This window comes from Kitasatospora sp. NPDC059088 (assembly GCF_042738155.1).
In the GTDB taxonomy this organism is placed as follows: Bacteria; Actinomycetota; Actinomycetes; order Streptomycetales; family Streptomycetaceae; genus Kitasatospora.
Map to the genome: position 1 here is coordinate 1 of NZ_JBHYGR010000199.1, position 12925 is coordinate 12925.

At 72.3% G+C, this 12925-nt stretch carries 9 protein-coding genes, 2 pseudogenes and 1 riboswitch; of the genes and pseudogenes, 8 read left to right on the forward strand and 3 right to left on the reverse strand.

Features of this window, described 5'->3' with window-relative positions:
• The first annotated feature begins 136 nt into the window (after nucleotides 1-136).
• Entirely contained in the window at nucleotides 137-1174 is a 1038-nt protein-coding gene (locus tag ACFWXO_RS42625; RefSeq protein ID WP_375884502.1) for a MazG family protein, read from the forward strand.
• Nucleotides 1175-1193: 19 nt separating this feature from the next.
• Here the strand turns inward: ACFWXO_RS42625 and ACFWXO_RS42630 are convergent, their stop codons facing one another.
• On the reverse strand, nucleotides 1194-1619 hold the full coding sequence (locus ACFWXO_RS42630) for an SDR family NAD(P)-dependent oxidoreductase (protein ID WP_375884505.1): 426 nt from the start codon (nucleotides 1617-1619) through the stop codon (nucleotides 1194-1196).
• A 302-nt stretch (nucleotides 1620-1921) separates the two neighbouring features.
• Here ACFWXO_RS42630 and ACFWXO_RS42635 point away from each other — a divergent pair, with 302 nt between their 5' ends.
• The 7 genes and pseudogenes from ACFWXO_RS42635 to ACFWXO_RS42665 all read left to right on the forward strand — a co-directional run bounded on the left by ACFWXO_RS42635 (nucleotide 1922) and on the right by ACFWXO_RS42665 (nucleotide 9995).
• On the forward strand, nucleotides 1922-3223 hold the full coding sequence (locus ACFWXO_RS42635; protein WP_380531921.1) for a cytochrome P450: 1302 nt from the start codon (nucleotides 1922-1924) through the stop codon (nucleotides 3221-3223).
• A gap of 209 nt (nucleotides 3224-3432) precedes the next feature.
• Nucleotides 3433-3603: riboswitch (cyclic di-AMP (ydaO/yuaA leader) on the forward strand.
• 1 nt (nucleotide 3604) lies between these two features.
• Entirely contained in the window at nucleotides 3605-4387 is a 783-nt protein-coding gene (locus tag ACFWXO_RS42640; RefSeq protein ID WP_380531924.1) for a transglycosylase family protein, read from the forward strand.
• 280 nt (nucleotides 4388-4667) lie between these two features.
• The gene (gene eno / locus ACFWXO_RS42645) at nucleotides 4668-5954 is read left to right on the forward strand and encodes a phosphopyruvate hydratase (protein ID WP_375884514.1); all 1287 of its coding nucleotides are present in this window, start codon (nucleotides 4668-4670) and stop codon (nucleotides 5952-5954) included.
• A 163-nt stretch (nucleotides 5955-6117) separates the two neighbouring features.
• On the forward strand, nucleotides 6118-6600 hold the full coding sequence (locus tag ACFWXO_RS42650; protein WP_375884516.1) for a septum formation initiator family protein: 483 nt from the start codon (nucleotides 6118-6120) through the stop codon (nucleotides 6598-6600).
• A pseudogene (locus ACFWXO_RS42655) lies at nucleotides 6572-7108 on the forward strand (DUF501 domain-containing protein); the annotation flags it as partial. The gene ACFWXO_RS42650 and the pseudogene ACFWXO_RS42655, both read left to right, overlap by 29 nt.
• A gap of 149 nt (nucleotides 7109-7257) precedes the next feature.
• Complete coding sequence (locus ACFWXO_RS42660) at nucleotides 7258-8199, forward strand: exopolyphosphatase (RefSeq protein WP_375884519.1); 942 nt, start codon at nucleotides 7258-7260, stop codon at nucleotides 8197-8199.
• A 428-nt stretch (nucleotides 8200-8627) separates the two neighbouring features.
• Nucleotides 8628-9995 carry an NAD(P)/FAD-dependent oxidoreductase gene (locus ACFWXO_RS42665; protein ID WP_350509113.1) on the forward strand — a complete coding sequence of 456 codons (1368 nt, stop codon included), beginning with the start codon at nucleotides 8628-8630 and terminating at the stop codon, nucleotides 9993-9995.
• A gap of 238 nt (nucleotides 9996-10233) precedes the next feature.
• On the opposite strand, the gene ACFWXO_RS42670 is transcribed toward ACFWXO_RS42665, so the two are convergent.
• Both ACFWXO_RS42670 and ACFWXO_RS42675 read right to left on the reverse strand, forming a co-directional pair.
• Entirely contained in the window at nucleotides 10234-12789 is a 2556-nt protein-coding gene (locus ACFWXO_RS42670; protein ID WP_375884521.1) for an ABC transporter permease, read from the reverse strand.
• Between the two features lie 44 nt (nucleotides 12790-12833).
• A pseudogene (locus ACFWXO_RS42675) lies at nucleotides 12834-12925 on the reverse strand (ABC transporter ATP-binding protein); the annotation flags it as partial.

A 12925-nucleotide genomic window follows, 5' to 3' on the forward strand; every position in this document is an offset into this window, starting at 1 on the left:
CCCCGGGGGGGGGGGGGGGGAGGGGGGGGGGCCCGGCCAGGGCGGCCCCGGGGGGGCGGGGCCCGGGCCGGGGCCGCCCGTTCGGCCGCCGGCCACCGGCCGGGCCCGGGGTGCCCGCGGCGGGTAGGTTCGAGGGGTGACGACGAATGCTGTGCCGACGGACGCTCCGGGCGCGAAGTTGATCCTGCTGACCACCACCCACCGGGTGGCCCCCGGCCTGCTGGCGTGGCCGGCCTGGGAGGCTCTGCGGTCGGCCGGGCGGGTGCTGGTCGGGGACGAGGGGCACCCGCAGGTGCCGGCGGTGCGGCAGGCCGGGGTGGCGGTGGAGGTGGCGCCGGCCGGGTCGGCGCCGGCGCTGGCGCGGCTGCTGACCGGGCAGCCCGCCGGGGCGGGGGCGACGGTGTGGCTGGGCGGCCCGGACGGGGACCCGGGACTGACGGACGCGCTGGCCCGGCTCGCGGTGGAGCACGCCGGGGAGGTGCCGGAGATCGAGGTGCTGCCCGGCTCGTACGACCTGCCGGGGGCGCGGCTGCTGGACCTCGCCTCGGTGATGGACCGGCTGCGCTCGCCGGGCGGCTGCCCGTGGGACGCCGAGCAGACCCACGAGAGCCTGGTGAAGTACCTGGTCGAGGAGGCCTACGAGCTGGTCGAGGCGATCGAGGAGGGGGACCGGGACGCGCTGCGCGAGGAGCTGGGCGACGTGCTGTTCCAGGTGTTCTTCCACGCCCGGGTCGCGGAGGAGCACCCGACCGATCCGTTCACGATCGACGACGTGGCCGGGGACATGGTCGAGAAGCTGCTGTACCGGCACCCGCACGTGTTCGGGGACGTCGAGGTGGCGGGCGCCGACGAGGCGGAGGCGAACTGGGAGCAGTTGAAGGCGGCCGAGAAGGCGGACCGGGAGTCCGTCCTGGACGGCGTGCCGGCCGGGCTGCCGGCGCTGGCGTACGCGGCGAAGCTGGTGTCCCGGGTGCGCCGGGCGGGCTTCGCGGGGGTGCCGGACGAGCCGTACGAGCTGCCGCGCGAGCTGACCGCCGAGTCGGCGGGCCGGCTGCTGCTGGCGGTGGCGCAGCGGGCGCACGACGCCGGGGTGGACGTGGACGCGGCGCTGCGCTCGGCCGCGCGCGGCTACCGGGACGCGGTGCGCGCGGCCGAGGGGCTCCGGCCGGAGTAGACCTCGGTGGCGGGGCGGCTCAGGCCGCCGTCGCCGTGCGCTCGGTGGCGCACCGCTGCGGCGGGACGAGCTCGCCGATCGCCTCGCCGATCAGGACGACCAGTTCGGCGAGGCGCTCCAGGTCGAGGTGGGCGGGCAGGTCGGCGAGGGAGACGATCCGCTCGCCCCTCGGCCCCGCCACGCAGAAGAGGTCGATCGGACCGAAGTGCTTCTCGGCGGTGTCGACCAGCGCGGCGACGTCGCTGGGCCGGCGGATGTCGCCGGAGACGCCGACCACGGGGCAGCCCGGCCGGTCGAGTTCGGAGGCGAGGTCCTCGGCGATGCCGACGTGGGTGTCGGCGATCAGCATCCCGGCGGTGCCGGCCGCGGTGAACCGGCGGGCGAGGTCGGCCCCCGAACCGCCCGCGAGTACCGCGATGACGACGACTGCTCCGCTGACCGTCATTGGTCCAGCTCCTCCCTGCGGGCGACACCGCACCGGCGCCCGCGCGTACTTCGGAGGATCGTAGGCAGGTCCTGACCCTCCGCAACAGGGATTACCCCTCAGGTGACCAGGCTCACGCCTGCCGCCCGGCCAAGAGCTGGCCAAGGCCCGTCCACGCACCGTCCACGGGCCGTCCACGGAGTGTCGGCGTTCCGCTCGCGCGCCGGTCACGGACGGTTCGCGCGGCGGTGGCCTCCGGCCGGCCGCAGGGGCGCGTGCGCCGGTGGTCCGGGCCCCTCCGGTCCAGCGGTTACGGTCGACCCATGCCAGCTCAGCCCGAGGGCGCCCAGCCCGCCGCCCAGTCCGACCCGCAGCTCTTCACCTGGGAGTTCGCCGCCGACCCGTACCCCGCCTACGCCTGGCTGCGCGAGCACGCCCCGGTGCACCGCACCACGCTGCCGAGCGGGGTGGAGGCCTGGCTGGTGACGCGCTACGCGGACGCCCGGCAGGCGCTCGCGGACGGCCGGCTCTCGAAGAACCCGGCGCACCACAGCGGGCAGGCGCACCGCACCGGCCGGGTGGGCATCCCGGGGGAGCGGCAGGCGGACCTGATGACCCACCTGCTGAACATCGACCCGCCGGACCACACCCGGCTGCGCCGCCTGGTGTCGAAGGCGTTCACGCCGCGCCGGGTGGCGGAGTTCGAGCCGCGGGTGCAGCAGCTCACCGACCGGCTGATCGACGGCTTCGCGCAGCGCGGTTCGGCGGACCTGATCCACGAGTTCGCGTTCCCGCTCCCCATCTACGCGATCTGCGACATGCTCGGCGTTCCCTCCGAGGACCAGGACGACTTCCGGGACTGGGCCGGAATGATGATCCGGCACGGGGGCGGCCAACGCGGCGGCGTGGGGCGGGCGGTGAAGCGGATGCGGGCGTACCTGCTGGAGCTGATCCACCGCAAGCGGGCGGACCTCGGGGACGACCTGATCTCCGGCCTGATCCGGGCGAGCGACCACGGCGAGCACCTGACCGAGAACGAGGCCGCCGCGATGGCCTTCATCCTCCTCTTCGCCGGGTTCGAGACGACGGTGAACCTGATCGGCAACGGGACGTACGCGCTGCTGCGCAATCCCGGGCAGCGGGCCCTGCTGCAGGAGTCGGTGGCCCGCGGCGAGACCGCGCTGCTGGAGACCGGGATCGAGGAACTCCTGCGCTACGACGGGCCGGTGGAGCTGGCGACCTGGCGGTTCGCGACCGCTCCGCTGACCATCGGCGGGGTGGAGATCCCGGTCGGGGACCCGGTGCTGGTGGTGCTGGCGGCGGCGGACCGCGATCCGGCCAGGTTCTCCGACGAGAACACCCTCGACCTGGCCCGGAGCGACAACCCGCACCTGGGGTTCGGGCACGGCATCCACTACTGCATCGGAGCCCCGCTGGCCCGGCTGGAGGGGCGGTCCGCGCTGGCCACGCTGCTTTCCCGGCTGCCGGATCTGCGGCTGGCCGAAAGCCCGGAGAATCTGCGCTGGCGGGGTGGCCTGATCATGCGTGGATTGCGCGAACTTCCGGTCGAATTCAGTCCGGAGCCCCGGTCGCCGCACAGTCGTCCTGAGGCCACGACACGCTGACGAAGCATCCGGAACCGGCCACCGGCGGTGGTATGAACGCTCATCAAACCGGACAAAGCCCCGCCGTTGGTAGGCGATCGAACACGGGCCGTAATTCTTGTGTGATGTCGGTGATATGAGCTTGTGATTCGTCTGAGGATCTGTCTAGTCTCCGTGGAGTTCGCAGCTGCGGACCTCGTGCGCGGACGCCGAATCCTGCCCGCCGCGCCACGGGAAACCGACCAGAACCCTGGGCAGGGGCGGGGGAACCAGGTTTGTTGCCGTTCCTCCACGGCTCGGGGTGAAGCCGCCCGCGCGGAATCGATTCCGCAGACGGCGGCCGGGCCACCTCCCGGTCCGAACCCGACAGCTCACCTCGCAGGCGTGCGGAGAGGGACCTTCATGCTGTTCGTTGGAACCGGCCGTCATCGCCGTCGCACCCAGGCCGAGAAGGCCATCGCCGTCGCCGGTGTGGCCGGCGTCGGACTCGCACTGCCGCTCCTCTCCGCCACCGGCGCCTCCGCCGCCCCGGCCTCCGTCTGGGACTCCGTCGCCCAGTGCGAGAGCGGCGGCAACTGGAGCATCAACACCGGCAACGGCTTCTCCGGCGGCCTCCAGTTCACCCCCAGCACCTGGAAGGCGTACGGCGGCACCGCGTACGCGGCGCAGGCCAACCAGGCCAGCAAGGGGCAGCAGATCGCCGTCGCCGAGAAGGTCCTCGCCTCGCAGGGCCCCGGCGCCTGGCCGGTCTGCTCCCAGAAGGCGGGCCTGAGCAAGGGCGGCGCCCCGGCCGAGGTGGACACCTCCTCGGACGCCAAGCCGCAGAAGCAGCAGGCCCAGAAGCAGGCACCCAAGCAGCAGGCCCCCAAGGCCGCCGCCAAGCCCGCCCAGCCCAAGCCGGTCCAGCAGTACGCGCCGAAGCACGCCGCGCCGAAGCAGGCCGAGCAGCCCGCCGCCCCGTCGGCGCAGCAGTACGCCCCCAAGCACGCCGCCCCGCGGGCCGCGCAGGCCCCGGCCGCCACGACCGGCCACGACTACACCGTCCGGGACGGTGACACCCTGTCGGGCATCGCCACCGCCCAGGGCGTGTCCGGCGGCTGGCAGGCGCTCTACGACGGCAACCGCACCACGGTCGGCGGCAACCCGGACATGATCGTGCCCGGCCAGGTCCTGCACCTGGGCTGAGCCGGACCGTTCCACGGCGAACGACACGCTGGACACGTAGGGGGCCGCGCCCGGCGGCCCCCTACGTCCGCGTTCGCCCGCCCCGATGGACGCCCCGGTGGGACGCACCGGGACGAGCAGGTGAACTACCGGTGGGTAGCCGGGCCACACGGTGAGACGCAGCCCGGGCCGAGGTGGCCCCGGGAGCCCGGGCGGTTAGGCTCTGGTCGTAACGACTCCGCAATCGTCCGGCCGACAGCACCACCCGCAGCCGGACCCTGCTTCCGCAAGGAGATGCTTCGTGCCGTCCATCGATGTCGTCGTAGCCCGTGAAATCCTCGACTCCCGCGGCAACCCCACGGTCGAGGTCGAGGTCGGCCTCGACGACGGCAGCACGGGTCGTGCCGCTGTTCCGTCGGGTGCCTCGACCGGCGCCTTCGAGGCGCTCGAACTGCGCGACGGCGACAAGAACCGCTACTTCGGCAAGGGCGTGGAGAAGGCCGTCCTGGCCGTCATCGAGCAGATCGGCCCGGAGCTGGTCGGCTACGACGCCACCGAGCAGCGCCTGATCGACCAGGCCATGCTCGACCTGGACGCCACCCCGGACAAGTCCTCGCTCGGCGCCAACGCCATCCTGGGCGTCTCGCTGGCCGTCGCGCACGCCGCCTCCGAGGCCAGCGACCTGCCGCTGTTCCGCTACCTGGGCGGCCCGAACGCCCACGTCCTGCCGGTCCCGATGATGAACATCCTCAACGGCGGCTCGCACGCGGACTCCAACGTCGACATCCAGGAGTTCATGATCGCTCCGATCGGCGCGGAGTCCTTCTCCGAGGCCGTCCGCTGGGGCGTCGAGGTCTACCACACCCTCAAGGGCGTGCTGAAGGAGCGCGGCCTGTCCACCGGCCTCGGCGACGAGGGCGGCTTCGCGCCGAACCTGGACAGCAACCGCGAGGCCCTGGACCTCATCACCGAGGCCATCCAGAAGGCCGGCTACGTGCCCGGCCGCGACATCGCGCTGGCCCTGGACGTCGCCGCCTCCGAGTTCTTCCAGGACGGCGCCTACCAGTTCGAGGGCAAGGCCCTGTCGGCCGCCGAGCTCATCGAGTACTACGCCGAGCTGGTCGCCTCCTACCCGCTGGTCTCCATCGAGGACCCGCTGGACGAGTCGGACTGGGACGGCTGGAAGGCCATGACCGTCAAGCTGGGCGACAAGGTCCAGCTGGTCGGCGACGACCTGTTCGTCACCAACCCGGCCCGCCTGGCCAAGGGCATCGAGACCGGCACCGCCAACGCGCTGCTGGTGAAGGTGAACCAGATCGGCTCGCTGACCGAGACCCTGGACGCCGTCGAGCTGGCCCAGCGCAACGGCTACCGCTGCATGATGTCGCACCGCTCCGGCGAGACCGAGGACGTCACCATCGCCGACCTGGCCGTCGCCACCAACTGCGGCCAGATCAAGACCGGTGCCCCGGCCCGCTCCGAGCGCGTCGCCAAGTACAACCAGCTGCTGCGCATCGAGGAGATCCTCGACGACGCCGCCGAGTACGCCGGCCGCGGCGCCTTCCCGCGGTTCAAGCACGAGGGCTGAGCGCGCCCGGGCCGGGCGGCGTCCGGCCCTGATCCCGGGGGCCCGCGGCCCCCGGTAGCGCACGCCTGACCGGTGCCCCGCCGCTCACCCCGTAGGGTGGACGGCGGGGCACCGTCGCGACCAGGAGGGGATACGGGAGATGGCTGGCTGGAGGATCCCGGGCTTGGCGGCCCGGCCTCGGTTCACGAGCCGGGCGACCGTCCTCGTCCTGGTGCTCTGCTCGCTGGTGGCGATCCTGGCCTACCCCACGCGGCAGTTCATCTCCCAGCGCGCCGAGATCTCCGCCCAGCGGGCGAAGGCCGACCACGCGCGCCAGCAGGTCGACCAGCTGCGCCGGGACAAGGCGCGCTGGCAGGACCCGGAGTACGTCAAGGCGCAGGCCCGCGCCCGGCTGCACTACGCGGTGCCGGGGGAGACCCCGTACATCGCGGTGGACCCGGCCGGGCCGGCCGCCCGGCCCTCCGCGCCGGCCGGTTCGGCCACCGCCGCCGCCGACGCGGCCGCCGGCCCGGCGAAGGCCGACAAGCCCTGGTACACCAGCATCTGGGACTCGGTGGACGCCGCCGACACCGTCGCGCTGGCCCCCGCCGCACCCCGTCCGCTCCCCCCGTCCTCCGTTGGAGACCCCACCCCCCATGACCACTGAGAACCACCCCGCCGTCTCCGACGCCGACGTCGCGGCCATCGCCGCCCAGCTCGGCCGGGTGCCGCGCGGCCTGCGCGGTGTGGCGCACCGCTGCCCCTGCGGCAACCCCGACGTCGTGGAGACGGCCCCCCGGCTGCCGGACGGCACGCCGTTCCCGACGCTGTACTACCTGACCTGCCCCAAGGCCGCCTCGCTGATCGGCACCCTGGAGGCGGAGGGCGTGATGAAGGACCAGACGGCCCGGCTCGCCGAGGACCCGGAGCTGGCCGCCGCCTACCAGAAGGCGCACGAGGACTACATCGCCCGGCGCGACGCGATCGAGGTGCTGGAGGGCTTCCCGAGCGCCGGCGGCATGCCGGACCGGGTGAAGTGCCTGCACGTGCTGGTCGGCCACTCGCTGGCGGCCGGAGAGGGCGTCAACCCGCTCGGCGACGAGGCGATCGGCATGCTGGAGGACTGGTGGGCCAAGGGCCCGTGCGTCTCCCCGGCGGAGGTCGAGGCGGCCGGTGACCGGGTGCTGCGCAACCGCGCCAAGGACCAGGACCACGAGGCCGTGATCGCGGCCAAGCAGCAGAAGACCGCCGAGCGGGCCGCGAAGAAGCGCGCCGCCGAGGACGGCACGGCGGGGCAGGACGCGACGGCGGAGCAGGAGTCCGAGTGAGCACGACCCGTGTGGCCGCGATCGACTGCGGCACCAACTCGATCCGGCTGCTGGTCGCCGACCTGGACCCGGAGACCGGCGAGATCACCGACCTCGACCGCCGCATGATCATCAACCGGCTGGGCCAGGGCGTGGACCGCACCGGCCGGCTGCACCCGGACGCGCTGGAGCGCACCTTCGCCGCCTGCCGCGAGTACCGGGAGGTCATCGCGGGCTTCGGCGTCGGCCCGGAGCGCACCCGCTTCGTCGCCACCAGCGCCTCCCGGGACGCCGAGAACAGCGACGAGTACGTCAAGGGCGTGCGCGACATCCTGGGCGTCGAGCCGGAGGTGGTGAGCGGCGAGGAGGAGGCGCACCTGTCCTTCGTCGGCGCCACCAAGGAGCTGGCCGGCGGGCCCTTCCCCGCCCCCTACCTGGTCTTCGACCTGGGCGGCGGCTCCACCGAGTTCGTGCTCGGCGGGGCGCGGGTCCAGGCGGCGCGCTCGGTGGACATCGGCTGCGTGCGGCTGACCGAGCGGCACTTCGACGGCGCGGAACTGCCCTCGCCGGAGCAGATCGCGCAGGCCCGGGCGCACGTGCGGGCCGAGCTGGACAAGGCCGAGGAGGTCGTCCCGCTGACCGGTGCGGCCACCCTGGTGGGCCTGGCCGGGACGGTCACCACGGTGTCCGCGATCGCCCAGGACCTGCCCGCCTACCAGTCGGAGCGGATCCACCACTCCCGGATCAGCCGCGAGCGGGTCGCCGAGATCGCCCGCGAGCTGCTGGCCGCCACCCACGCCGAGCGCGCGGCCATCCCGTCGATGCACCCGGGCCGGGTGGACGTGATCGCGGCGGGCGCGCTGGAACTGCTGGAGATCATGGACCGCACCGGCGCCGCCGAGGTGGTCGTGAGCGAGCACGACATCCTGGACGGCATCGCCTGGAGTACGGCCTCCTGACCGTCCGCAGGCCTTACTCCACCGGCCCCGGCGCCCCTTTCGGGGTGCCGGGGCCGGGGCGCGCCCGGGTGCGTGCGAGAACCTTCGTGAATTTCTTCACATGGCGATCCAGTCTTTCGTCGCACCCCGTGGCCCGCTACGCCCGAATTGTGAGACCGAAGGCCCTTCGGTCGTACGGCCCCTTGGATCGCAGGTCAGGCCTCGTTCAGGGTTTGAAAATCGAAATCACGAGCGGGAACCCGGGCGCTGTACGGATCGTTGCTGCTCAGCCGGGTAGTGCTCCGGCGCACGTTCACGAGGGGCCCCCGGGGCCCGTGAGCCGGTGCGCCGGGCCGGTTTTTGCGGGCGCGCAGTGTAGCACGGGGTGTCCATGAGCTTGTGACCGGGCTCACGAAGGCTGCTCCGGACGGTGCTGGATACTTTCGGATATGAGCACCACGGAGCGTCCTCGCATCCTCATTGTCGGCGGTGGTTACGTCGGCCTGTATGCCGCGATGCGCATCCTCAAGAAGATGCGCTACGGCGAAGCGACCGTCACGGTCGTCGACCCGCGGTCGTACATGACGTACCTGCCCTTCCTCCCCGAGGCGGCCGGCGGCAACGTCGCGCCCCGCAACCTCGTCGCGCCGCTGCGCAAGACCCTCAAGCAGGCGGAGGTGCTGACCGGGTCCGTCACCGGCATCGACCACGCCCGCAAGGTCGCGACCATCCAGCCGGCGGCCGGCGACAGCTACGAGCTGCCCTTCGAGTACCTGGTCGTCGCGACCGGCTCGGTCTCCCGCACCTTCCCGATCCCGGGTCTGGCGGAGAACGGCATCGGCATGAAGACGGTCGAGGAGGCCATCGGCCTCCGCAACCACGTCATGGCCCAGCTCGACAAGGCCGAGTCCACCTCGGACGAGGAGGTCCGCCGCAAGGCCCTGACCTTCGTCGTCATCGGCGGCGGCTTCGCCGGCATCGAGACGGTCGCCGAGGTCGAGGACATGGCCCGCGACGCGGCCAAGCTGTACAAGACCGTCAGCCGCGACGACATGCGCTTCGTCGTCGTCGAGGCGGCCAACCGCATCCTCCCCGAGATGGGCCCGGACCTCGGTCTGTGGACCAAGGAGAAGCTCGAGGAGCGCGACATCGAGGTCTACATCGAGACCTCGATGGACTCCTGCGTCGACGGCCACGTCGTGCTGAAGAACGGCATGGAGATGGACGCCGCCACCATCGTGTGGACGGCCGGCGTGAAGCCGAACCCGGTGCTGGCCAACTTCGGCCTGCCGCTGGGCCCGCGCGGCCACGTCGACACCGCGCCGACCCTCCAGGTCCAGGGCTTCGACTACGTCTGGTCCGCCGGCGACAACGCCCAGGTCCCGGACCTCGCCGCCGGCGAGGGCGCCTGGTGCCCGCCGAACGCCCAGCACGCCTGCCGCCAGGCCGTCGTCCTCGGTGACAACGTGATCTCCGGCATGCGGGGCTTCCCGCAGAAGGAGTACAAGCACAAGAACCTGGGTGCGGTCGCCGGTCTCGGCCTGCACAAGGGCGTGGCGATCCTCTTCGGCAAGTACAAGCTGAAGGGCCGTCCGGCCTGGTGGTTCCACCGCCTGTATCACGGCGCGATGGTCCCGACCTTCAACCGCAAGGTCCGCGTCTTCACCGACTGGACCCTCGCGATGTTCCTCAAGCGCGAGGCGGTCGGCCTCTCCCAGATGGAGAAGCCGCAGCTTCCGATCCAGGAGGTCACGCCGCCCACCAAGCCCGTCGAGGCCGCCAAGCCGGCCGCCGACAAGGAGCTCGCCAGCAAGTAAGCGACTGGACCCCGGTGTGGGAGCGCCGGGGTATGAGTCGGAGGCCCTCCGCCCGGCAGTGTCGCCGGACCACGACCTCCGTGGTGCTCAGCCGGCCGTGCGACCGGGCGGAGTACAGCAGTAGTGGAGCCCCTGCCGAGAACCCTCCGGCAGGGGCTCCTGCCGTGCCCCCGCGGTGCGTGCGCCCGCCCCCGGCCGCGGGTGCGACCGGGGGCGGGCGGAGCCGGCCGACGGGGCGTCAGTCGGTCTTGATGCTCGACAGGATGTCCAGCTTGGCGGCCCGGCGGGCCGGCCAGATCGCGGCCACCAGGCCGACCAGCCCGGCCAGGCCCAGGAAGAGCGCCAGCTGGCCGTACGGCAGGACAGTGGTCAGCCCGCTCAGGCTGGACTTGAGCGTCCCGTTGATCGCCCAGGCGATGAAGCAGCCGAGCAGCAGGCCGATCCCGGCGCCGAAGAGCGAGATCACCACCGACTCCAGCCGGACCATCCGCTTGATGCCGCTCCGGTCCAGGCCGATCGCCCGCAGCATCCCGATCTCGCGCTTGCGCTCGAAGACCGACATGGCCAGCGTGTTGATCACGCCCAGGACGGCGATCAGGACCGCCATGCCCAGCAGGCCGTACATCAGGTTCAGCGCGAAGGTGATGACCTGGCTGAACTGGTCCCGGACGTCCTGCTTGGACTTGACCTCGATCACCGGGTTGGCGCCCGTGGCGTCCTTGATCGACTGCTTGAGCCCGGCGGTGGCGCCGTCCTTGCCCTTGACCAGGACCTGGGGGACGTACGGCTTCGGCTCGTGCTTGGCGATCTCGCTGTTGGCCAGCAGGACCGGGCCGAGCATGCCGCCCTTCTCGTACACGCCGCCGACGGTGAGCTGACCGGTGGAGCCGTCCGGGTAGGAGACCGCCATCGTCGAGCCGGTGGTGACGTTGAACGTGGTGGCGACGTCCTGGTCCACCAGCAGTCGGCCCTGGCCGAGGCCGGCGGTGGAACCGCTGCTCAGCTTGATGTCGACGACCTGCTCCAGGACGGCCGGGTCGAGGCCGGTGATCTCCTTGTAGGTGCCGTTGAGCTTCCAGTCGGTGGAGGTCATCGGCGAGGAGGCGGCGACCCCGGGGGCCTTGGCGATCTGGGCGGGCACCTGCTCGGAGAGGCCCATCCGGTTGGCGGCCGAGACGAGGTAGTCGGCCTTCATCGACTTGGTGACGGCCCGGTCGATGGTGTCCCCGACCGAGGTGCCTATCACGGTCAGACCGGTGACCAGGGTCAGTCCGATGGTGAGCGCGGCGGCGGTGGCCGCGGTGCGGCGCGGGTTGCGCACCGCGTTCTGCTGGGCGAGCTTGCCGGGAGTGCCGCCCAGCCCCCGCAGCAGCGGGCCGACCAGGGCGACCACCGGGCGCGAGAGCAGCGGAAGCAGCACGAACACGCCGATCAGGGCCAGGAAGGCACCCGCGCCGACCGGCATCCGGCCGCTGTCGTTGCCGGTGGAGGCGCCGTAGGCGATCAGCGCCAGGCCGCCGCCGGCGAGCACCGAACCGATGCTGTTGCGGACCACCAGGCTCTTCTGACTGGTCGGCTGGTCGCCGCTGCTCATCGCCGCCACCGGCGCGATCCGGGCGGCCCGCACGGCCGGCAGCAGGGCGGACAGGACCGTCACCAGGACGCCCACCACGAGGGTCACCACGACGGTCATCGGCTTGATCACCAGCGCGCCGCTCGGCATGTTCTCGTCCAGCGAGCCGATCAGCGACTGCATCCCGGCGCCGATCCCGACCCCGGCCAGCAGGCCGGCCGCCGCCGAGACGGTGCCGATCAGCAGCGCCTCGATCAGCACCGAGCGGGTCACCTGCTTGCGGCTCGCGCCGATCGCCCGCAGCAGCGCGAGCTCCTTGGTGCGCTGGGCGACCAGCATGGTGAAGGTGTTGGCGATGATGAAGATGCCGACGAAGAGCGAGATGAAGGCGAAGACCAGCAGCATGGTGCGCATGCTGTCGGTGCCCTTGGTGATCTGCGCCTGCTCGTCCGCCTGCAGCTTGGCGCCCGTCTCGACGTCGAAGTGCTGGGCGGCCGGGAGCTTCGACTCGACCTGGGCGAGCAGCGCGTCCTGGGAGGTGCCGGGCTTGGCGGTGAGCACGACGCTGCTGTAGCGGCCCGGCTCCAGCAGCGTCTGCTGGGCGGTGGCCCGGTCGAACAGGGTGAGGGTGCCGCCGGTGTTGACCACCGGGTCGTCGGTGGTGAAGACACCGGTGAGCTTCGCCTCGATCACCGGACCGTTGGCGGCCACCCGGACGGTGTCGCCGACCTTGTAGCCCGCCTTGTCGGCGGTCCTGCGGTCGAGGGCGACCTCCTTGGCGTTCTTCGGCCCCTGACCCTCGGTCATCGGGTAGCGCGGGTCCCGGCCGTCCTGGCCCGGGGCGAAGTTGGCGCCCTTGGCCGACCAGACCTGGCCGATCAGGTTGCCCTTCTTGTCGGCGACCCCGGTGAAGCCGCCGGCCACGCCGCGCGCGCTCGCCGTGCCGGGCAGTGCGGCCAACTGCTGGACGGTGTCGTCGGTGAGGCCGGCGCCGGCCTCGCTCTTCTGCTTGGCCGAGGCGCCGGAGCCGGCCGCGCGGTCCACGACCTGGACGGCGACGTCCGAGTAGCTCTTGGAGTTGCTGTCCCGCAGGGCCTTGCCGAAGGTGTCGGAGAAGACCATGGTGCCGGCGACGAAGGCGGTGCCGAGCATGACGGCCAGCGCCGTCATCAGCAGTCGGCCCTTGTGGGCCAGCACATTGCGCAGTGCGGTGCGATACATGAGGTGTCCTGGGGAGGTTCGAGGGCTTCGGTCGGCTCGCTGGCTCAGCTGGTGCGGCCCTTGGCGTCGAAGCGGCGCATGCGGTCCAGGACGGTGTCGGCGGTGGGGTTGTGGAGTTCGTCGACGATCTTGCCGT